The organism is Actinomycetospora sp. (assembly GCF_036497585.1).
In the GTDB taxonomy this organism is placed as follows: Bacteria; Actinomycetota; Actinomycetes; order Mycobacteriales; family Pseudonocardiaceae; genus Actinomycetospora.
On record NZ_DASXJD010000210.1, the window covers coordinates 1 to 20,398 of the forward strand.

Annotated in this window: 17 protein-coding genes, 1 tRNA gene and 1 pseudogene; 8 read left to right on the top strand and 11 right to left on the bottom strand. The window is 74.2% G+C overall.

Annotated features, from left to right (window positions below):
* Positions 1–87 precede the first annotated feature (87 nt).
* From VGH76_RS20845 to VGH76_RS20855, 3 genes and pseudogenes are all read left to right on the top strand, one after another.
* Positions 88–360: pseudogene (locus VGH76_RS20845) on the top strand (Fur family transcriptional regulator); the annotation flags it as partial.
* A 47-nt stretch (positions 361–407) separates the two neighbouring features.
* Positions 408–1,901: a catalase gene (locus tag VGH76_RS20850; protein ID WP_331558637.1), complete on the top strand. Its 1,494-nt coding sequence runs from the start codon at positions 408–410 to the stop codon at positions 1,899–1,901.
* 71 nt (positions 1,902–1,972) lie between these two features.
* A complete protein-coding gene (locus VGH76_RS20855; protein ID WP_331558638.1) occupies positions 1,973–2,134 on the top strand; it encodes a hypothetical protein in 162 nt (53 codons plus the stop codon).
* A 151-nt stretch (positions 2,135–2,285) separates the two neighbouring features.
* On the opposite strand, the gene VGH76_RS20860 is transcribed toward VGH76_RS20855, so the two are convergent.
* The gene (locus VGH76_RS20860) at positions 2,286–3,206 is read right to left on the bottom strand and encodes an SDR family oxidoreductase (protein ID WP_331558639.1); all 921 of its coding nucleotides are present in this window, start codon (positions 3,204–3,206) and stop codon (positions 2,286–2,288) included.
* Positions 3,207–3,301: 95 nt separating this feature from the next.
* On the opposite strand from VGH76_RS20860, the gene VGH76_RS20865 reads away from it, so the two are divergent.
* Positions 3,302–3,865 carry a TetR/AcrR family transcriptional regulator gene (locus tag VGH76_RS20865; protein ID WP_331558640.1) on the top strand — a complete coding sequence of 188 codons (564 nt, stop codon included), beginning with the start codon at positions 3,302–3,304 and terminating at the stop codon, positions 3,863–3,865.
* On the opposite strand, the gene VGH76_RS20870 is transcribed toward VGH76_RS20865, so the two are convergent.
* The 3 genes from VGH76_RS20870 to VGH76_RS20880 all read right to left on the bottom strand — a co-directional run bounded on the left by VGH76_RS20870 (position 3,862) and on the right by VGH76_RS20880 (position 7,010).
* On the bottom strand, positions 3,862–4,167 hold the full coding sequence (locus VGH76_RS20870) for an aldolase/citrate lyase family protein (protein WP_331558641.1): 306 nt from the start codon (positions 4,165–4,167) through the stop codon (positions 3,862–3,864). The two genes, VGH76_RS20865 and VGH76_RS20870, sit on opposite strands and share 4 nt — an antisense overlap.
* A gap of 40 nt (positions 4,168–4,207) precedes the next feature.
* Entirely contained in the window at positions 4,208–6,079 is a 1,872-nt protein-coding gene (locus VGH76_RS20875; RefSeq protein WP_331558642.1) for a S9 family peptidase, read from the bottom strand.
* A 136-nt stretch (positions 6,080–6,215) separates the two neighbouring features.
* Positions 6,216–7,010 carry an alpha/beta hydrolase gene (locus tag VGH76_RS20880; RefSeq protein WP_331558669.1) on the bottom strand — a complete coding sequence of 265 codons (795 nt, stop codon included), beginning with the start codon at positions 7,008–7,010 and terminating at the stop codon, positions 6,216–6,218.
* 180 nt (positions 7,011–7,190) lie between these two features.
* Here VGH76_RS20880 and VGH76_RS20885 point away from each other — a divergent pair, with 180 nt between their 5' ends.
* Together VGH76_RS20885 and VGH76_RS20890 are read left to right on the top strand one after the other, a co-directional pair.
* Positions 7,191–7,691 (top strand): helix-turn-helix domain-containing protein, encoded by a 501-nt coding sequence (locus VGH76_RS20885; protein ID WP_331558643.1) that lies wholly within the window; start codon positions 7,191–7,193, stop codon positions 7,689–7,691.
* The gene (locus tag VGH76_RS20890) at positions 7,688–8,425 is read left to right on the top strand and encodes an enoyl-CoA hydratase (RefSeq protein WP_331558644.1); all 738 of its coding nucleotides are present in this window, start codon (positions 7,688–7,690) and stop codon (positions 8,423–8,425) included. The genes VGH76_RS20885 and VGH76_RS20890 overlap by 4 nt, the downstream gene beginning before the upstream one ends.
* Before the next feature lie 72 nt (positions 8,426–8,497).
* Here VGH76_RS20890 and VGH76_RS20895 read toward each other — a convergent pair whose 3' ends face one another.
* Together VGH76_RS20895 and VGH76_RS20900 are read right to left on the bottom strand one after the other, a co-directional pair.
* A complete protein-coding gene (locus tag VGH76_RS20895) occupies positions 8,498–9,958 on the bottom strand; it encodes an HAD-IB family hydrolase (RefSeq protein WP_331558645.1) in 1,461 nt (486 codons plus the stop codon).
* Positions 9,945–12,458, bottom strand: a complete 2,514-nt coding sequence (locus tag VGH76_RS20900; protein ID WP_331558646.1) for a glycerol-3-phosphate 1-O-acyltransferase — start codon at positions 12,456–12,458, stop codon at positions 9,945–9,947. The genes VGH76_RS20895 and VGH76_RS20900 overlap by 14 nt, the downstream gene beginning before the upstream one ends.
* 195 nt (positions 12,459–12,653) lie before the next feature.
* Between VGH76_RS20900 and VGH76_RS20905 the strand changes: the two genes are divergently transcribed.
* Complete coding sequence (locus tag VGH76_RS20905) at positions 12,654–13,670, top strand: alcohol dehydrogenase (RefSeq protein WP_331558647.1); 1,017 nt, start codon at positions 12,654–12,656, stop codon at positions 13,668–13,670.
* Between the two features lie 29 nt (positions 13,671–13,699).
* Here VGH76_RS20905 and VGH76_RS20910 read toward each other — a convergent pair whose 3' ends face one another.
* The 5 genes from VGH76_RS20910 to VGH76_RS20930 form a co-directional block, all read right to left on the bottom strand.
* Positions 13,700–14,794 (bottom strand): carbohydrate-binding protein CenC, encoded by a 1,095-nt coding sequence (locus VGH76_RS20910; protein WP_331558648.1) that lies wholly within the window; start codon positions 14,792–14,794, stop codon positions 13,700–13,702.
* Between the two features lie 16 nt (positions 14,795–14,810).
* Positions 14,811–15,779: a hypothetical protein gene (locus VGH76_RS20915; RefSeq protein WP_331558649.1), complete on the bottom strand. Its 969-nt coding sequence runs from the start codon at positions 15,777–15,779 to the stop codon at positions 14,811–14,813.
* Positions 15,780–16,030: 251 nt separating this feature from the next.
* Positions 16,031–16,107: transfer RNA gene (locus VGH76_RS20920), tRNA-Pro, on the bottom strand.
* A 36-nt stretch (positions 16,108–16,143) separates the two neighbouring features.
* Entirely contained in the window at positions 16,144–17,208 is a 1,065-nt protein-coding gene (locus VGH76_RS20925) for a metallophosphoesterase (RefSeq protein WP_414637770.1), read from the bottom strand.
* Positions 17,201–19,630, bottom strand: coding sequence for a penicillin-binding protein (locus tag VGH76_RS20930; protein WP_331558650.1), 2,430 nt, complete (start codon positions 19,628–19,630; stop codon positions 17,201–17,203). Before VGH76_RS20930 ends, VGH76_RS20925 begins: the two co-directional genes overlap by 8 nt.
* Positions 19,631–19,899: 269 nt before the next feature.
* Here VGH76_RS20930 and VGH76_RS20935 point away from each other — a divergent pair, with 269 nt between their 5' ends.
* Entirely contained in the window at positions 19,900–20,304 is a 405-nt protein-coding gene (locus VGH76_RS20935; protein WP_331558651.1) for a WhiB family transcriptional regulator, read from the top strand.
* Positions 20,305–20,398 lie beyond the last annotated feature (94 nt).

Below are 20,398 nucleotides of genomic sequence, written 5' to 3' on the forward strand. Positions count from 1 at the left end.
GCTGTGCGCGGTGGCCCCGGTCCACGGGACCCTTTTCTTGACCTGTTCCAGATCCGGTGGCAGGGTATGGCCCATCATGACGGTCAGCAGGCGGTCTACGACGTCCTCGCGGCGTGCGTCGACGCGGGCCTGGTGCGGCGGATCGAGCCCGCGGGGTCGGCGGCGCGCTACGAGACCCGCACCGGCGACAACCACCACCACGTCGTCTGCCGCTCCTGCGGGCGCACGGTCGACGTCGACTGCGTGGTCGACGAGCGTCCCTGCCTGACCCCCTCCGACGACGCCGGCTTCCTGATCGACGAGGCCGAGGTCGTCTTCTGGGGCCTGTGCCCCGCATGCCGAACCGTCCCGAGCGGGTAACCCTCGGACCTACCACCGATCCGTCTTCTACTACAGGAGAGGTGCCAGTGACTTCCGCGAAGGATCAGGCGCACACCGCCACCACCGACTCCGGCATCCCGGTCGAGAGCCACGAGTACTCGCTCACGGTCGGGCAGAGCGGCCCGCTGCTGCTCCAGGACCACTACCTGATCGAGCAGATGGCGAACTTCAACCGGGAGCGCATCCCGGAGCGTCAGCCGCACGCCAAGGGCAGCGGCGCCTTCGGGCGGTTCGAGGTCACCCAGGACCTCAGCCGCTACACCAAGGCCGCCGTGTTCCAGCCCGGCGCCACCACCGAGACCGGCGTGCGGTTCTCGACCGTCGCCGGCGAGCGCGGCAGCCCCGACACCTGGCGCGACCCGCGGGGCTTCTCGGTGAAGTTCTACACCGACGAGGGGATCTTCGACCTCGTCGGCAACAACACGCCCGTCTTCTTCATCCGCGACCCCATGAAGTTCCAGAACTTCATCCGCTCGCAGAAGCGCCGCGCGAACAACGGGCTGCGCGACCACGACATGCAGTGGGACTTCTGGACCCTGTCGCCGGAGTCGAAGCACCAGGTCACGTGGCTCATGGGTGACCGGGGCATCCCGAAGACCTGGCGCCACATGAACGGCTACAGCAGCCACACCTACATGTGGATCAACGCCCAGGGCGAGGAGTTCTGGGTCAAGTACCACTGGAAGACCGATCAGGGAATCGACTACCTCACCCAGGAGGAAGCCGACAACCTGGCGGGTGCCAACGCCGACTACCACCAGCAGGACCTCTTCGAGGCCATCGAGCGCGGCGAGTACCCGAGCTGGACCCTCCACGTCCAGATCATGCCGTTCGAGGACGCGAAGACGTACCGGTTCAACCCGTTCGACCTGACCAAGGTCTGGCCGCACGGCGACTACCCGCTGCAGGAGGTCGGGCGCATGACGCTCGACACCAACCCGGTCGACTACCACACGCAGATCGAGCAGATCGCGTTCGAGCCGAACGCCTACCCGCCGGGGCTGGGTCTCTCGCCCGACAAGATGCTGCTCGCCCGCGGCTTCTCCTACGCGGACGCGCACCGGGCGCGGCTCGGGGTCAACTACAAGGAGATCCCGGTCAACGCGCCGAAGAACCCGGTGCACAACTACACCTTCGCGGGCAAGGGCCGCATCACGAACAAGCTCGACCCGGTCTACGCACCGAACTCCAAGGGCGCGCCGCAGGTCCCGCAGGGCGAGACCGGCCAGCCGCCGTCGTGGTACGCCGACGGCGAGATCCAGCGTGCCGCCTACGTGGCGCACCCCGAGGACACCGACGAGGTCCAGGCCCGCACGATGATGCTCGAGGTCTGGAACGACGACGAGCGCGACCGGTTCGTCACCAACGTCTCGGGTCACCTCTCGGCCGGCGTCGGCGAGGACGTGTTGGAGCGGGCGTTCGACTACTGGAAGTCGATCGACCAGACGATGGGTGAGCGCATCGAGGCGAAGGTGCGCGAGCTCAAGGGCCAGGAGCAGAAGGTCCTGTCGCAGAGCTGAGCCAACCGATCCGTCGCGGCCCGTCCCCGTCGTGGGACGGGCCGCGTCGTGTTCGTGGCCGGGCCGAGGACGTGAATCACGCGGTCGTCGAGACCCTCGCGGGGCTGAGCGCGCGGATGCGCGAGCGGATCGCCGCCACGGAGGAGCTCGACCCCGTCACGCAGGACCTGCTCATCGCCCGGACGGCGAAGCTCGAGGAGGCCCACTGGATGTGGCAGGCCAAGACGGCCTGAGTCCCCCGTTCCGACCGAAGGGCCCCGTTGCTCGATCTAGTCGAGCGAAGGGGCCCTTCGCTCGTTCCGGGCTGGTCGCGCGCGTTCCGGCGAGGGGCGCCCACGGTCGGCTCTATCGACCGGAGGCGCCCTTCGCTCGAAACCCAGGGGCTCAGTACTTCGTCGCCGCACCCGGCGCGAAGTAGTGACCCTTGTCCAGGTCCTCGATCAGCCCGGCGCCGGCCGGCGACCAGCCGGTGACCTCCCGGGTGATCGCGCTCGAGGCCGGGCTGTCGAGCTCGACGAAGCCGGCCAGGAAGCCGAACTGCTCGCCCGCCTCGTCGGGGGAGATCTGCCGCACCGGCACGTCGAGGTTGCGACCGATTGCCTCGGCGATCTCGCGGATCCGCAACCCCTCGTCGTCGACCGCGTGCAGCACCGACCCGGCCGGGGCGACCTCGATCGCGAGCCGGAAGAGCCGCGCGGCGTCCGAGCGGTGCACCGCGGTCCACCGGGCCGAACCCTCGCCGAGGTAGCCGGCCACGCCGCGCCGCCGCGCGCGGGCGATCAGCGTCGGGATGAACCCCCCGTCGCCGTCGCCGTGCACCGTCGGGGAGAGTCGCACGACCGACGAGCGGAGCCGCGGCGCGAACCCCAGCGCGAGGGTCGTCGACGCCTGCCGCCCGGCCGCCATGCTGTCCGCGGCCGGGACGTCCCGCTCCGTGGCCGGCACCGCGTCGACGGCCAGCCCGAGGACGCCGCCCGCGATGGTCAGCGCTCCGCCGTCGGGGAGCCCCTCCCCGAGGGCGTCGATCGCGGCCGCGTCGGAGGCGACCGCGTCGGCGAAGCCGCCCGAGAACGCGATGTCGTGGCGAAAGGCCAGGTGGACGACCGCGTCGGACGCGGCGGCGGTCCCGCGCAGGAGGCCGAGGTCGTCGATGTCCCCGCGCACCGCTGTGCCGCCGGCGGCCTCGACGGCGGCCGCCGAGCCCTCGGACCGGGCGAGGCCGGTGACCTCGTGCCCCGCGTCGATCAGTTCCGGGACGACGGCCGAGCCGATCCAGCCCGAGGCCCCGGTGACGAACACGCGCATGAGAAGTCCCTTCGAGGAAGCCCTCGCTGCTGATGTCAGCAACTGACATGAGCGTAGCACTCGATGTCAGCCGCTGACATCACTACAGTGGGGGCATGGGTCGCTGGGTGCCGGGAGCACGCGGGCGCCTACAGCGCGCGGCCTTCGACCTGTTCGCCGAGCGCGGGTTCGAGCAGACCACCGTGGCCGAGATCGCGGCCCGGGCGGAGCTCACCGAGCGCACCTTCTTCCGGCACTTCGCCGACAAGCGGGAGGTCCTCTTCGCCGGGCAGGAGGAGCTGACCGCGCGCATCGTCGTCGCCCTCGCCGAGGCGCCGGCGGAGCTCTCCGCGCTCGACGCCGCGGTGGTCGCGGTCGGGGCGAGCGCGGAGATCTTCGGGGACCGTCCCGACGGGCCCCGGGCGCGGCAGGCCGTCATCAACGCCCACCCGGAGCTGCGCGAGCGCGAGCTCATCAAGATGGAGGGCCTGGTCGCCGCCCTCAGTACCGGGCTCGAGGGCCGCGGGGTGCCCGGAGCCGCCGCGGCACTCGCCGCCTCGAGCGCCGTCGCCGTCTTCCGGATGGCCTTCGAGCGCTGGCTCCGCTCCGACGACGGCCGTGACCTCGGGACGTGCATCCGGGAGGCGCTGGGCGAGCTCCGCGCCGTGACGGCCGGCTAGGCGCCGGCGGCCCGGGCCTCCTCGCCGTTGTTCACCATCGGCACGACGACGCCGCGCGCGCCGACGTCGGGGGCCTGGCCGATCCAGAACTGCTGGTTCTCCGGCACGCGAACGGGTCCGGCGCAGCCGCGGGCGTCGAGCGCGGTCATCCCGGCCGGGAGCGCCCGGTAGTCGAGCAGGCCGTGCTGGGCGTCGAAGCAGACGTAGTCGTAGCCGGTACCCGCGATCCGCTCGACCGCCTGCGGGTTGTCCGAGAGGACCCAGTAGCCACGGTCCGCTCGCCGCCGCGGCAGCGTCGTCACGGTCGAGCTCCGCTGCGCTGCGTCTCCCGCGCCACCGCGCTCACCCCCGCGCCGGGATCGGCAGCGGCAGCCCCAGCGCGTGGCGCGCGAACGCGATCTCGGCCTCGGTGTGCCGCAGCGTCTCGGCGACCACCAGCGAGCCGTGGCCGGCGTCGTAGCGGACCATCGCGTACTCCCTCCCGCGGGCGGCCAGGCCGTCCAGGTAGTTGTCGATCTGCCGGATGGGACAGCGTGGGTCGTTCTCCCCGGCCAGCACGAGGACCGGCGCGGACACCTCGTCGAGATAGGTCAGCGGCGACGCGCTCCGATAGCGCTCGCCGACCTCGGTGGGGGAGCCGCCGAAGAGCGACCGGTCGAACGCGCGCAGCGGCTCCATCTCGTCCTCGTAGGCGGCGACGTAGTCCGCGACCGGGACACCCGCGCAGCCCGCGGCCCACCGCTCCGGCTGCACGCCGAGCCCGAGCAGCGTCAGGTACCCGCCCCACGACCAGCCCTCGAGCACGCACGCCGCCGGGTCCGCGAGCCCGGACTCCACCGCCCACGCGTGCACGACCGCGATGTCCTCCAGCTCCGTGGTCCCCGGCCGGCCCTCGATCGCGTCGCGCCAGGCCGACCCGTAGCCCGACGAGCCGCGGTAGTTCACGTGCACCACCGCGAACCCGGCGTCGAGCCACACCGCCCGCACCGCCGAGTAGCGATCCTCGTCGGCCGCCTGCGGCCCACCGTGGATCATGAACAGCGTCGGGACCGGGCCGGTGGTGCCCTCGGGCCGGGCATACAGGGCGTGCACGTCGCCCCCGGGGCCGGCGACCCAGGCGTCGTCCAGGCGCACCGACGGCGCCGGACGGTCCCCCGGGGGTGTCAGCAGTACCTCGTCGGTCCCGTCGGGCCGCAGCACCCGCACCGACGACGGCTGCTCCGCCGACGACCACCCGTACTCGATCGACCCGTCGGGCCGCACGTCGGCGCCCCCCACCGAGCCGGACGCCGTCGGGAGGTCGGTGAGCTCCCCGGTCGCGAGGTCGTAGCGGTGCAGCGTGGTCCGGCCGGCGCGGGTGTGCGCGACGAGCAGCGCGGACGCGTCGGGGTAGAAGCCGGCGGAGAGGTCGCCGGGCAGGTCGATGTCGAGCTCGGTCTCGGTGCCCGCGACCGGGTCCCAGATCAGCAGCTCGTCGCGGCCGCGGCGCTCGTGGCCGACCAGCAGCCGGGTGTCGCCCGCCACCGGGGCGAACTCGACCGGGTCCAGGCCCTTGCCCTCGCCGTCGTACAGATCGGCGACCGGGGAGCCGTCAGCGACCCGCAGCACCCGGATCGCGGGGTGGCGGGAGTCGCCGTGCTCGGAGTGCGAGATCGTGAGCAGCGTCTCGTCGCGCGAGAGCCCCCCGACGCCGGCGTCCTCGGTGTGCGCGTAGACGGTGCGCAGCGACGCGTCCCCGACCGCGACGGCGAGCGTCGACCCGTCGTCGGTGGACCAGCCGATCGCGGTCGTCGTGCGCCCGAGGTCCAGGCCCGCCGGGTAGCCGCGCTCGGCGCCGGGGACGGCCTGCTCGGCCTGCGCCCCGCGGGCGGCGAAGGGCTCGCGCACCCACGTGCCGAACTCGTCGCCGTCGGTGTCGTCGAACCACCAGATGTCCGCGCCGTCCACCGAGACCGTGGCGCCGCGGGTCCCCTGCGGGCGGTCGGTGACCTGTCGGTGGGTGTCGGCGTCGCGATCCCAGGCGTAGACCTCCCAGGTGCCGCTGGCGTTCGAGGAGTACACGCTCCGGGCGGGAGCGTCCCGGGCCCACTCCGGCACCGAGATCCGGGCGGCGGTGAACCTGCCGCGCCAGCGGGTCTCCGCGGCGGCGTCGGCGAAGAGGGGCTCGGGGACGTCGACCCTGGGGTCGCTGCGCTGCGGGCTCTCGGTGGACACGCCCCGATCATGCCCCTCCGCTGCCGGCCCGGCGGCCGGCCCGTCCCGGTCACCGGGACCCCCGGGGGCGAGCGCCAGGAACGGCACGTTCCTGGCGTCCTCCGCGAGAAGAAGGGGAGCACGCCGACAGGGCCGTTCACGCATCGGCGCTCTGCGCCACCATCCCGACGAGGCCGGCCACTCCGTCGACGACGACGTCCCACGACGCGGCCGGCGGCAGCTGGTGACCCATCCCCACGACCTCGAGCAGGCGGGCCCCGGGGATCGCCGCCGCGAGGGCACGGCCGTGCTCGGCCGGGAAGAGGGGGTCGGCGGTGCCGTGGACGACGAGGGTGGGCAGCCCCGGGAGCGCCGCCAGGTCGTCCGGGCCGTCGCCGGGGTCGGTGACCAGGTGGTGGTTCGCGCTCGCCGCGAGGTCCCGGCTGCGCGCCACGACGCGCCGCGCGATCGCGCGGACCCGGGCCTCGTCGAAGGCGGTCGGGCCGGCGACGAGCCGCTCGGCCTCGACGAGCGCGTCGACCGCGGCCGTCGGGTCGCGGGAGTCGGGCGTCGGGGACCCGGCGAGGGCGCGTCCGACGTCGGGGCTCATGCGCGGCAGCGGGCCGACCCGAGGGTCGACCGCGGTGGTCGCGATCAAGGTCAGCGATGCGACCCGCTCCGGGAACGCCAGCGCGAGCTCTTGCGCGATCCCGCCGCCCGCCGACAGCCCCACGAGGTGGCCCCGCGGCACCCCGAGCGCGTCGAGGACGGCGAGCGCGTCGTCCCGGAGGTCCACCGCGGTGTAGCCGGGCGCGCCGGGCGGCCAGTGGGTCGACTCGCCGGTGTCGCGCGGGTCGTACCGCACGACCCGCAGGCCGAGCGCGACGAGCCGGGCGCAGAACCCGTCGTCCCACCAGTCACGCGTCTGGACGCCGCCCGTCGCGACGAGCAGGAACCGGGGAGCAGGAGCAGCACCGGGCCGTCGTCGTGGCCCAGGGTCTCGACGGCGAGGGTGGCCCCGTCCGGGCGCTCGACGGTGCTGTGGCGGGCCAGGGCGGGCTCCTCACGAGTGATGGCACTTTGCAATCAGTACCGCCACGGTACGACTAGCCAGTGGTAAAGTGCAACCACCATGGAGCGCGCACCGAGGTCGGGCTGTCCGATCAACCAGGCCGTGGAGGCGTTCGGGGACCGGTGGAGCCTGCTGGTGCTCCGCGACGTCGTCTTCGGCGGCCGTCGGCACTTCCGCGAGCTGCTCGCGGGAAGCCAGGAGGGCATCGCGTCGAACATCCTCGCCGACCGGCTGCGCAGTCTCGTCGCCTCCGGCCTGCTCACCCGTGACGACGCGGGGCGCGGCCGTCGTGCGACCTACAGCCTCACCGAGGCCGCGATCCAGCTCGTGCCGGTCTTCGCGGCGCTCGGGTCGTGGGGGCTGCGCCACCGCCCGACGGACGAGCCGTTGCGGGTGCGCGCGGAGCTGCTGGAGTCCGGCGGGCCGGCGCTGTGGGAGTCGTTCATGGACGAGCTGCGTGCCGTGCACCTCGGCGCGCCGGCCCCGGCGGGGCCCTCGGCGACCGAGCGGCTGGCCGAGGCGTACCGCGAGGCGACGGCGCGGCAGACTGCGGCGTCGTGATCGAGTCCCAGTCCCACGGCGCCGTCACCGAGCTGCGGATCGCGCGGCACGACCGGCGCAACGCGCTGAACACCGCCCACTGCCGCGACCTGCACGCCGCGCTCGACGAGGCCGTCGAGGGCGGGACGCGGGCCGTGGTGCTCACCGGGGAGGGCAGTGCCTTCTGCTCCGGGGCGGACCTCGACACCGTCGGCGACGCGGGCTTCCTCGACGCCCTCTACGCGATGCTGCACCGGGTGGTCGCGGTGCCCGTCCCGGTGATCGCCGCCGTCCACGGCGCCGCGATCGGCGCCGGCACCCAGCTCGCGATCGCGGCGGACCTGCGCGTGGCCGCCGACCGCGCGGTCCTCGCGCTCCCGACGGCGGCCCTCGGGCTCGCCGTGGACCCGTGGACCGTGCGACGGCTGGCGCTGCTCGCGGGCGGCGGCCCGGCGCGGCGGATGCTCCTGGCCTGCGAACAGCTCGACCACGCGGCGGCGCTCGCGCACGGGTTGGTCGACCGCACCGGCTCCCCCGAGGACGCGCTGGCCTGGGCGGCCGAGATCGCCGAGCTGGCCCCGCTCACGCTGGCCTACAACAAGCTCGCGGTGAACCGGCTGCTCGAGGACACCCGCGACCCCGAGACGCTCGACGCGGTGGGTGCAGCGTTCGCGGCCTGCTGGGCGAGCGAGGACCTCGTCGAGGGCCGGCGCGCCCGGGAGGAGAGGCGACCGGCGCGCTTCGTCGGCCGCTAGCCAGCGGGGAGTGAGCGGCGCCGTCCTGACGTCAGGTGCCATCAACGGCACATTGCTGCCACCAGAGGTCGCTCAGTCCTCGCCCGGCCAGTGGGCGAGGGTGTCGAGGTAGAGCTGCCGGACGCTCTCGATGTGCTCGTCGAGGTTCTCGGGGTCCCACTCCGAGACGTCGATCGGCGGCAGCACGGCCACCTGCACCACACCCGGGTGGATGATCATCGCGTTGCGGCCCATGAGCTCGCCGGTGTTGCGGAACACCAGCGGCACCACGGGCACGCCGGCCTGCATCGCGAGGTGGAAGGCGCCCTTCTTGAACCGGCCGGGGCTGGGGGTCGGTGAGCGGGTGCCCTCGGGCGCGATGACGACGGACACCCCGGAGCGCAGCCGCTCGACGGCGGGCTCGAGGGCCTTGCGGGCCTGCGCGTTGTCGGCGCGGTCGACGAACGCCGTCTCGAGCAGGCGCATCAGCGGCCCGAAGAGCGGGTTGGTCGCGAGCTCCTTCTTCGCCACGGGCGCGAAGTTGCCGCGGAGCAGCCCGCCGAGCACGAGCACGTCGAGCTGGCTCTGGTGGTTGAACAAGAAGACTGCGGGCTGGGCGTCCCAGATGTGGTGGGCGCCGTGGACGTCGAGCTGCACGCCGGAGGCCAGCAGTGAGAGGTCGCCGCCGAGCCCGATCCCCATGTTGAGGCCCGCGCGCCTCGACCCGCCGAGCAGACCCAGCCCGAGGCCCGTCGCGAACCCGCCCATCATCCCCGCGTAGGTCGCCGCAGTGCGGGCCACCTCGACCGGGCCGGCCCAGGGGCGGCCCTCGAAGTCGACGATCGGCCAACCGCGCTCCGCGGCGGCGCGCCGCAGCCCACCCGAGGGGTTGACCGCCGTGGGTCGGCCGACGGTGGCGAGGAAGGGCACGTCCTCGTTGCCGTTGGAGTACGCGAAGCTGGCGTCGAGGTCGACCTGGTGCGCCGCGGCGAAGTCCTTGACCGCCGCCGCCTTGCCCTCGCCGTACGGCGTGCGCCCCTCGGGATGGCCGGTCAGCTTCCCGTGCTCGTCCACCTCCAGCGCGGTGTAGAGGGTGTGCTCGATCCCGAGGGCCTTCGCGGCCGGGCCGACCTGGAAGATCGTCGCGGACGAGGCCAGCACGACCGTGTGGTTCCGCTCGAGGTGGGCCCGGACCAGCCGCCAGGCCTCCGGGTACACCGAGGGCCCGATCTCGTCGCGGAACAGCTGCCGGCCCAGCTTGTCCAGCTCCTCCGGGGTGCGGCCCGCCCAGGTGCGCCCCGTGATCTGGAGGAACTTCCGGAAGTCCTCCTCGGTCTCCAGGCGCTGCGTCCCGGCCAGCAGCGTGCGCAGCGTCGTCTCCAGCTGGATGTCGAGGTTGCGCACGTGGTGGCGCATGAACGCCATCACCGAGTAGCCGGCGATCACCGTGCCGTCGAAGTCGAAGAACGCCCCGATGTGCGGTCCCTCGGGGCTGTTCGCGACGTCCTCGAGCAGTTGCGCGGCGGCGCCGCCGGCGACGTCAGGGTCGGACACCGGTGCTCTCCTGTCGGTTGCGGGCGTCGGTCTCGTCGATGCGGACGACCCGCCCGACCACGTCCCGCACCTCGTCGGCGAACGCCCGGCGGCGGGCGGCCAGCTCGGCGCGCTCCGCCTCCACGGTCGTGGCGCGCGCGGTGCTGGCTGCGGTGTCGGGGACCTCCACGAGACCTCTATTGCCCGCCAGGCGCAGCGCCGATGCGAACAGCTCCCGACTCAGTGCCTCCGGACCGTGCAGCCGCCCCTGCAGCAGCAGCTGCTGCCCGACCGCCGAGCAGTCGTCGAACAGCTCCGCCTCGACCACCGGCCGGTTGACGTCCCACGCCGCGAGCCGTTCCGCGAAGAGCCACTGGGCGTCCACGAACGAGCGCAGCACGCGGTGGGCGCACAGGAACTTGCTCGCGAGCAGGATCTCCTTGGTGCGCGACACCGGTCGTCCGGCCTCGGTCCAGTCGGGGTCGATCAGCGAGAGCTCCGCGGCCATCTCGGCGCGGAAGGTCTCCTTGTCCGGGAAGAAGAACTCGTACTTGAGCAGGTCGCGCAGCGCGAGCGCGTGGGTGAAGCCCGCCGCCAGCGCCGCGCGGCCGTCGTCGGCGTCGTCGACCTCGAGCACCGAGAGCTCGACGATCGCGCGGTTGACGAAGTGGTGGATGGCCGAGTTCCGGTAGAAGGCCGCGACGATGTGGTGGCCCGGCTCGACGGAGAAGACCGGCTCGGTCCCCTCGGTGTAGGCGCTCACCACCTTCTCCTGGCGCAGCGAGAGCAGTGCCTCCGCGACGCCGCCGTTGGTCCGCAACGACTCCACGCCGGTGTGCGGGAGCTTGCGGGCCTCGACGTAGTCGAGGACCGGTTCCACGACCCGGCGCACCTGCGAGAGGGTCAGCGCCCGGTCGCGGACCCCGAGCAGCGCGAGGGCGGCCAGCGCGATCGGCGTGACCGGGGTGACCCGGTTGATGCGCACGAAGACCTCGAAGGCGGTCTTCTGCAGCGCCAGGCGACGCGCCGGCGAGTCGCCGGACTCGCCGTCGAGGGAGTCCGGGCTGCGCTCGAGGGCCGGGTCGCCCGCGCTGGAGAGCGCCTGGCGCAGCGACAGCGGCTCCCCGAAGCTGACGTGCAGCGACCCGACGGGCCGGCGCTGCGCGCGGGCGTAGCCGGCCAGCCAGCGCAGCCCCTCGGGCGTCTTGGCGGTGCCGGTCTGCTCGGCCGCCATCTGGTGCACTTCCTGGAGCTGGTCGTGCATGATCGACACGGGCACCAGGTAGACGTCGGAGGCGCGGCGGGTCTCCACGGCGTGCGCGACGTCGGCGAGCAGCCCGTACTTGGGCGGGCGCAGCTTCCCGGTCCTCGACCGGCCGCCCTCCATGTACCACTCGAGGTTGAACCGCTTGGCCACGAGCCACGAGAAGTACTCGCGCACCACGGACTTGTAGACGACGTCCTTGCCGAAGCTGCGGCGGATGAAGATGATCCCGCTGCGCCGTGCCAGCGCCTCGAGGCCCCAGATGCGCAGGTTGTTGCCGCCGAGCACGTGGTTGCGCGGGAAGTCGTTCGCCCGGAGCACCTCGGCCAGCACGAACGGGTCGGTGTAGGAGCGGTGCGAGGGCAGGAAGACCAGCGCGTGCTCGGCGTTGAGCTCGCGCAGCGGCTCGAGTCCGCTGGTGTCGGCGTGCACCTCCCACGCCCGGTCGTGCATCGGGCGCAGGACCCCGGAGAACAGGTCCACCGCGGTCGGGTCCATCGCCGCGACGAGGCTCTGGAGGTCCTTCTCGAACTCGGCCGCCACGTCCTCCTCGGGCCGGCCGGTCTCGGCGGCCAGCCGGCGGACCTCGCGGGCGAAGTGTGCCCCGCCCACGATCTGGTCGCTGACCTCGCGCGGCACCTTGGAACGGTTGCCCAGCACCCCGCGCTCGGCGCGGTCGAGGGCGAGCTTGGCCTGCTGGACGACGAAGCGGACGAAGTCCTCGGTGGCGGTGCCCATCCGCTCCCGGCGGTGGCGCACGAGGAGCTCGCGCATCGTCGCCGGACGTCCGACGACGATGCGGTGCCGGGTGCGGTCGGTCCGGCCCTGGTTGGCGCGGGCCGCGCGGGCGCGGTCGCGCCACCGCGAGCGGCGGGTCACCGCGTCGAGCAGGCGGGGCAGCGACTTCTCGGGCGCGGAACCGGCGGGCTCCCACACGAGCCGGACCGGCACCAGGAGCGCGTTGTCGCCGCGGGTCAGGCGGGCGGCGAGCTGCTCGCCCTCGGCCGGCACCGTCTCCACGCGGCGGCCGTTGGTCGGGGCGACCCCGGCGAGCCAGCGCTCGATGAGCCGGCGCTCGAGGCCGCTGGGCGCGTCCACGAGGACGACGAGGGGACGGTCCCCGGAGTCGGGGAGCGCGGTCACGTACGGCGCCGGTGCTCCGGGGAGCCCGAGGGGACCCACGGCCGTCGGGTGGTCGGGCGAGCCCGGTTCCGGCGGCTCCGAGGGCGACGCGGCGGAGACGGACGGGGACTCCACGGTGCACCTCCCGCACGACGGCCCGCGCGGTCCGGGGAGGGCGCGGGTGAGGGTCACCCTACCCGGCGGTCATCGTGCCGGGTGGCCGTCGCGAGAAGGGTGACCCACGTCGACGAGCGCGTCGCCCGAGCGGTGCGCGGGTACGCGATCACGGATACCGGGCCCGGTGACCGACCCCAGAGGTGGAGTGACGACGTGCGTGCAGTGCAGGTGCCGAAGGCCGGAGCCGACTTCGAGCTGGTCGAGCGAGACCTGCCCGAGCCCGGCGAGGGCGAGGTGCGGGTGACGGTGCAGGCCTGCGGGGTCTGCCACTCGGACATGTTCGCCAAGGAGGGCGTGATGGGGGACGCGACGCCGTTCCCGATCATCCCGGGCCACGAGGTCGTCGGGGTCGTCGACGCCCTCGGTCCGAACGTGACCGCCGAGTACTCGCCCGGCGACCGCGTCGGCGTGGGCTGGTTCGGCGGGGCCTGCTACCACTGCGAGCCGTGCCGCCGCGGGGACTTCATCACCTGCGAGAACGGCCGCATCCCGGGCGTCACCTTCGACGGCGGCTACGCCGACGCCCTCGTCGTGCCGGCCGACGCGCTGGCCCGCGTCCCGGACGACCTCTCTGCCGAGGACGCGGCGCCGCTGCTGTGCGCCGGGGTGACGACGTTCCACGCGCTGCGCTCCAGCCCGGCCCGGCCGGGCGACCGCGTGGCGGTGCTCGGCATCGGCGGCCTCGGCCACCTCGCGCTCCAGTTCGCGGCACGGATGGGCTGTGAGGTGGTCGCGATCTCCCGCGGCACCGACAAGGCCGATCTCGCCAAGCAGTTCGGCGCCCACCACCACATCGACTCGCAGGCGACCGACCCGGGCGCCGCCCTCGCCGAGCTGGGCGGGACGACGACGATCCTCGCGACCGCCACCAGCGGGGAGGCGATCTCCGCCCTCGTCCCGGGCCTCGCGCCGCGCGGTCAGCTCGTGGTGCTCGGCGCCGCCGAAACCCCGCTGACGGTGGAGCCCATGTCGCTCATCGGTCCCGCGACCCAGGTCGCCGGGCACCCGTCGGGCACGTCGAAGGACTCCGAGGACACGCTGAACTTCTCCCAGATCACCGGGGTGCGCCCGATGATCGAGACGATGCCGCTCGAGAAGGCGGCCGAGGCCTACGAGAAGATGATGGCGAACGACGCGCGCTTCCGGATGGTGCTGACCACCGGGAACTGACGGCGCTCGGCTGACCCCGGCCTCCGGGGTCAGCCGAAGCGCTGCAAGGCGTGGGTGAAGGCCCACCGGTCCTGGTCGATGCCGCTGCAGTCGTCCTGCTCCTCGTCGGTGCCGGCGCACCCGCCGTTGTCGCGCAGCAGCGACCACGCCCCGACGAAGCCGTACCCGGCCTTTCGCGCCCCGGCGACGACGGCCTGGGCGTCGGCCAGGGTCGTCGTAGCGTCGGTGTCGTTGCGCCCGACCATCAGCGTGACCCCGACGCGGGACGCGACCTCGGCGGGATCGCTGCCCGGCCACATCGCCTGCAGGGTGCGGGTGGAGGCGGCCGCGGCCCCGAGCATCGCGGACGACCACGAGCCGCCCGCGGAGAAGTTCATGACCATGAGGTTGACCCGGGCTGCGACGCCGTCGTCGGACACCGCGCGCAGGAGCTCCTTCGCCGTCGCGGTCATCCCCGACGAGGCGTCCTGGACCTGGACGGTCAGCGTCACCCGCGTGCCCCGCTCGCGCTGTAGCAGCGCCAACGCGTCGGCGATCCGCGAGACGGACACGGCCCGGCCGGTGTCGGTCTCCACGTCGATGTCGAGCTGGTCGGTGCCGACGGCGTCGAGGGCCTTCCCGTACGCCGTGGCGAGGGACCGCGCGTCGGGGCAGCGAGTCTCGAGGTAGGTGCCGACGGCGCCGCCGGAGGAGACCGTCGGCGTGCCGCCGCGAGCCTTGAGCGCCGCGACCGTGCGCAGCACCCCCGGGTCGTCGACGGGGGTCGTGCCGCCCCAGGTCGGGGTGCAGGTGGCGCCCGCGAGCACGAACGCGAGCACGACGTCGCGCTGCCCCGAGTCGGCGGCGAGCGCGCCCAGATCGGGCAGCGGCGGCGTCGTCAGGTCGACGTACGGGGCGACGCGGACCGTCGGCAGCGGCCCGTCGGGGGCCCGGGCCCCCTGCCGGACGGGGGCGGCCGCCGTCGTCGTGGTCGGTTCCGTGCTCGTCTGCGCGGCCGGTGCCGCGGCGGGTGCGGTCTGCACGGCGGGCGCGGGATCGCCCGGGCGGACCGGAGAGGGCAGGACGGAGCAGGCCACCAGCAGGATCGTCAGCGCGACCCCGCCGAGGGCCGCGCGCAGCGCCACGCGCACTAGCCCCCGCTCACGTCGTGATCGTCCTGGGCGCCGCGGTCGGCGCCGTCGCGGTCCCCTGGTTGCCCGGCACGGTGCCCTGGTCGGTCTTCCCGGTCTGCCCGGTGCCCTTCGGGGTGGGCGCGGCCGGGGCCGGCGGCACCACGGGGGCGGGCGGGGCCGGGACGACCGGGGCGACGGGTACCGGCACCACCGGGGCGGGCGGCGCGACGAGCTTCGGCGCGACCTTCTTCGGGGTGGCGCGCGGGGCGGTCTTCTTCGGGGTGGTGGCGCGGGCCGGCTTCGTCGTCGTGACCTCCGCCGGCTCGACGGTGAACGGCACCGGGGCGAGCACGGGCGTTGGCGCGATCGCGGGCGTCGCCGGGGCCAGCGAGGCGCCCGAGGCCATCGGGACCGCGGCCGGCCCGGTGGAGCCGGCCAGCGCGCCGGTCACCACGACGCCGACGTAGCCCGCGGCCAGCGCCGCGGCCGCCGCGGCGACGCCCTTGAAGGCACGCGCCCGACGCCCGCTGCCGTCGACGAACACCGGGCCGGACCGGGACCGGCGGGCACCGGGCGAGCTGGGGATGAGGGTGGTGGTGGCGCGGGCGGCGATGTCGTCCGGGCCGCTGCGGCGGGCGGCGTCGGGGTCGTCCGGGGCCGGGGACGGGTCCGGGGCCGGCGTGACAGGAGCGGTCCACGGGCGGGCGGGGGAGTGCCGTGCCGGCCCGGCCTGCGGCGGGACGAACGTCGTCGCCGCGGTGCGGGCGGTCAGGGCCGTCGGCGGCACGGGCGGCAGCGCGCGGGAGGTGGTGGCCGGGCGGGCCGGTGCCGTGACGTCGGCCGGGAGGTCGGCGATGCGGGGGAAGGGTGGCGGGGTCGCGGTGCGCGGCGACGGGATCACCGCGGGGGCGGCCGGCGCGGCGCCGTAGGTCCAGAGGGGGGTCGCGCGCGGCGCGAGCGCGACGGTGCTCGACGTCCGGGCGGCCGAGTCCGGCACCGCGCTGCGGTGCGTGACTCCGTCCGGTGTCCGGTGGTTGCCCATCTCGTCCCCGTCGTCCGTTCTCGGTGCCGACGCCCGGGTCGAGCGTCACCCATCGGGGCTATCGCGGGGCACTGCGCGACCGTTACCGGGCGGTGATCTGTCACTCGTTCGGGGGCGGACGGCACACGCGGTCGCGGACAGGGCCTTTCGGGTCGACCGGACCCCGGAGACGACGAAGGCCCCGGTCCGTGGGGACCGGGGCCTCGTGGTCGGGGTGGCGGGATTCGAACCCACGGCCTCCTCGTCCCGAACGAGGCGCGCTACCAAGCTGCGCCACACCCCGAGCAGTCGAGCGACCTCGCTTGCTCTGGGATCGAGCCTACCTGGTGGTCCCGGCGGCGCTGGACGGGGGCCGGGGGCTCGCCGAGGCGCCGCGCCCGGCCGCCGTACCCGTCGCCGTGACCTCCCGGGGCACGAGTTCGAGCAGGCTCGCCTCGGGTCGGCAGCCGAACCTGAGCGGGGCGTACGGGGACGTCCCGAGCCCGGCGGAGACGTGGAGCCGCATGCGCGAGCCCCACCGGGAGGCGCCGCGGGCACGGGACCGGTCGACGCCGCAGTTCGTCACGACGGCGCCGTACCCCGGCACGCGCAACTGGCCGCCGTGGGTGTGGCCGGCGAGCACCAGGTCGTAGCCGTCGGCGGCGAACGCGTCGAGCACCCGCGGCTCCGGCGAATGGGTCAGGCCCAGCCGCAGCGCGGGGGCCGGGTCGGGCCCGGCGGCCGAGCGGCCGCCCTCGCCGTCGTCGGGGGTGGGGTCGGGGTCGGCGGGGCCGGCGATGTGGTCGTAGTCGTCGTGGCCGATGTGCGGGTCGTCGACCCCGGCCACCGCGATCCGCTGCCCCGCGATGGTGAGCTCCAGGCGGGTGTGCGTGGCGTCGTGCCAACCGCGCTCGACGAACGCCGCCCGCAGGTCCCGCCAGGGCAGCTCTGGGCCGAGGATGCGGTGCTGCGGGCGGAAGAGGTAGTCGGCCGGATTCTTGGGCTTCGGCCCGTGGTAGTCGTTGCTGCCGAACACGAACACGCCCGGGCGGTCGAGCAGCCTCCCCAAGGCCTGCAGCACCATCGGCACGGCCCTCGGGTGGGAGAGGTTGTCGCCGGTGTCGACGACGAGGTCGGGCTCCAGCTCCGCCAGCCCGGCCACGAAGCGCTCCTCGGTGCGCTGCCCCGGCCGCAGGTGCAGATCGGAGACGTGCAGCACCCGCAGCGGGCGGGACCCGGGGGACAGGACGGGAAGCGTGGCGCGACGCAGCGTGAACCAGTGCCGCTCGACGACGGATGCGTAGCCCACCCCGAGCGCGCCGGCGACGGCGCCCGCGGCGACCGCCCGTGTCAGCCCCCGGACGAGTCCTCGCGTCGTGTCGGGTGCCACCGGGCGATCAGCCACCGCTGCCTCCTGCTCCCACCGTCGAGGGTGCCGGGGCGAGCGCCGGTGCCGCCACGGCACCCGGTGGCGGGGGCGGTGCGGGCACGGTGCCGCTGGCGACCTGCAGTGTGACGACCTGGTCGGGCAGCGCGGACCCGCGGGGTGACTGCCCGACCACGGTACCGGCGGCGGCGCGGTTGTTCACCGTCGTCCGGGCCACCGCGAAGCCCGCGCCCTCGAGGTCGGCCTGCGCCTCGTCGGCCTGCTGTCCCACGACGTCGGGGATCTGCTCGTTCGTCCCACCGGCCACGTAGCGCGGGTCGGTCGACGGCAGCGGCTGGGCCGGCGTCGCCGCGAGCAGCGGCATCATCGTCCGGTACCAGGTCCGCGCCGGCGTCTTGCCGCCGAAGATGTTCCCGCTGCCGCACGGATACGGCGGCGAGTCGCCGCCGCCGTCGCAGAGCGGGCGGGGCGACGACGAGTCGTCGAAGGTGATGACCGCTCCCGCGATGCCGGGGGTGAACCCGAGGAAGGCCGCGGACTTGTTCTGCTGGGTTGTGCCGGTCTTCGCGGCGAGCGGCCGGTTCCAGCCGCTCTCGCCGGCTGCCGCCGCGGACGTGCCGCCGGCCTGGTCGTCCTTGGAGAGGCCGGTCATCAGCGTGTCGGCGAGTGTCGGGGGGACGACCTGCTCGCAGGGCTGCTCGGTGACCGGGACCGCGGTGCCCGAGGCGTCGGTGATGCCGAGGATCGGTGTCGGCGGGCACCACCGTCCGCGCGACCCCAGGGTGGCGCCGACGTTGGAGAGCTCGAGGACGCTGGTGGGCGTGACGCCGAGGGTGAACGAGCCCTGGTTCTGCTCCTTGGCGATCTCGGCGATCGACTTGCCGCCCGCGCCCTGGGGCTCGGCCAGCGAGCGCATGCCGAGCTTCACCGCCATGTCGACCACCGGCGCGACACCGGTGTACTCCATCAGCTTGACGAAGCCGGTGTTCGGCGACTGCGCGAGCGCGTCGGTCATCGACAGCACCGGGGCGTAGGAGCCGGCGTTGCGGACGGGGAACGGGTTGCCCGAGCCGTCGCGGTAGATCGGGGACGCGTAGCCGTCCGGCGGGATGTCCATCCGGTAGTCGATGCCGAGGCCCTTGTCGAGCGCGGTGGCGGCCGTGAAGATCTTGTAGACCGAGCCGGCGCCGAGGTTCACCGGTTCCCAGGGCAGCCCGTAGCTGGTCTGCAGGGCCGAGCCGTCGACGCCGAACACCCGGTTCGACCCCATGGCGAGCACCTCGTGGCGGTCCGCTCCCGGGGTCACCGCGGCCATGACGTCGGCGACGTTGCGCTGCCGCGCGGGGACCTCGCCGCGCAGCGCGGTGGCCATCGCGTTCAGCGCGTTGCGGTCCAGCGTCGTGCGGATCGTGTAGCCGGCGCGGTTGAGCTGCTCGGCCGAGATGCCGGCCTGCCCCAGGTAGTCGACGACGTACTTGCAGAAGAACGCCGCGTCGCCCGCGCCGATGCAGCCGTTGGCCGGGGTGGCCAGCGGGCTGACGACGCCGAGCGGGCTCGCCGCGGCCTCCTGCGCCTGGGCCTGGGTGATCATGCCCTGGATGGCCATCTGGTTGATGACCTCGTTGCGCCGCCCGGTCGCGGCCTGCGGATGCGCCACCGGGTCGAACGCCGCGGTCGACTGCACCATCCCGGCGAGCAGCGCGGCCTGCGGGATCGTCAGCCGGTCGGGCGTGGTGTTGAAGTACGTCCGGGAGGCGGCGCCGATGCCGTAGGAGTTGTTCCCCAGGAAGACGATGTTGAGGTAGCGCTGGAGGATCTCGTCCTTGGCCTCGACCTTGGTCCGCCCGACGGCGAGCTCACGCTCGAGCTGCAGCGCGACGCGGACCTCGCGCAGCTTGCGGGCGTAGGTCGCCTCGGTGGCCTTAAGCCGCTCGGACTGGCTCCGCGCGGTCACGTAGAGCTGGTAGTTCTTGATGTACTGCTGGGTGAGGGTGGATGCGCCCTGCTGGGTGGACCCCGCGCTCTGGTTCGTCACGAGCGCGCGCAGCGTCCCGGTCCAGTCCACGCCGTCGTGCTCGTAGAAGCGGCGGTCCTCGATCGCGACGATCGCCGCCTTCATCGTCGGCGCGATCTGCGCGGCCGGCGTCGGCTGGCGGTTCTGGTCGTAGAGGTACGCCAGCGGGGCGCCGGCCCGGTCGGTGACCGTGGTGACCAGCGGGAGCTGGCCGGCCGCCAGATCCGACGACGTGGCGCTCACCGTGTCGCTCGCGTCGTTGCTGACGAGCCCGACGCCGCCGATCAGCGGGAACGTCACGCCCGCCACCAGCAGCCCCGCGACCAGGCAGAGGCCCAGCAGCCGCGCGGCCGGCCCGAAGCGTCGCCGACGTCCGGCGGCCCCGCGTCCGGCCTCGCCGCCGGTCCGGTTCGTTCCCTCGGTCATCGGGGTCCACGTTACTGGCACCACGTGAGGTTCATGCCCGTGTCGTCCGGATCGCCCTCCTCGGGCGCGCCGTCCCGCAACCGACGCAGATCTCCGGGTGACGGATCCGTTTCGGGCCTTTGTCGGTGGAACCGTCCGCTCCTAGAGTGCGTCGAACCCCGTGAACGGGCGGAACGCGCGGCCGCGCAGGGCCGGGCGTGCCGGGGGATGCGCACCGGCGGGGCGGGCGCGGACCCCGGAGCCATGGGGCCACACGAGGGCGGGATGACGTGAACGACGATTCGCGACGGACGACGGCCACGCGCAACTGGCGCCACCGGGCGCGCTGCCGTGACGAGGACCCCGACACCCTGTTCGTCCAGGGTGCGCGGCAGCGGGACGTGCGGGAGGTGTGCAAGGCGTGTCCGGTGCGCACCGAGTGCCTCGCACACGCCCTGGACAACCGCATCCGCTTCGGGGTGTGGGGCGGCATGACCGAGCGGGAGCGGCGCGCGCTGCTCAAGCGCCGGCCGGACGTCGTGTCCTGGTCCGCGCTCCTCGAGGCCGCTCGCCGTGCGGCGCTGCGGCCGCAGGAACCGGCGCCGCAGCCGGCCGCGGAGCCCACCCGCCGGCCGGCAGCGGGTGGCGACGACGAGGCGCCCGAGCGGCCGCGGCGGGACCGCCGGGCCGGCTGATCCGTTCCCCGGGGCGGGGGCTCGGCGCGGTCGGGTCGAGCCCTGCCCGGGGCAGGCGTCCCGTCGTGGCTTCCAGCGCCGGCCCCCTCGCCTC

Coding starts and splice junctions, on each gene's coding strand:
- VGH76_RS20860 (WP_331558639.1), bottom strand. CDS start 3,206: ATGCGCGTGTTCGTCACCGGGGCCTCGGGCTGGATCGGCTCGGCCGTC.
- VGH76_RS20865 (WP_331558640.1), top strand. CDS start 3,302: ATGGGTCGCTGGGTGCCGGGAGCACGCGGGCGCCTACAGCGCGCGGCC.
- VGH76_RS20885 (WP_331558643.1), top strand. CDS start 7,191: ATGGAGCGCGCACCGAGGTCGGGCTGTCCGATCAACCAGGCCGTGGAG.
- VGH76_RS20930 (WP_331558650.1), bottom strand. CDS start 19,630: ATGACCGAGGGAACGAACCGGACCGGCGGCGAGGCCGGACGCGGGGCC.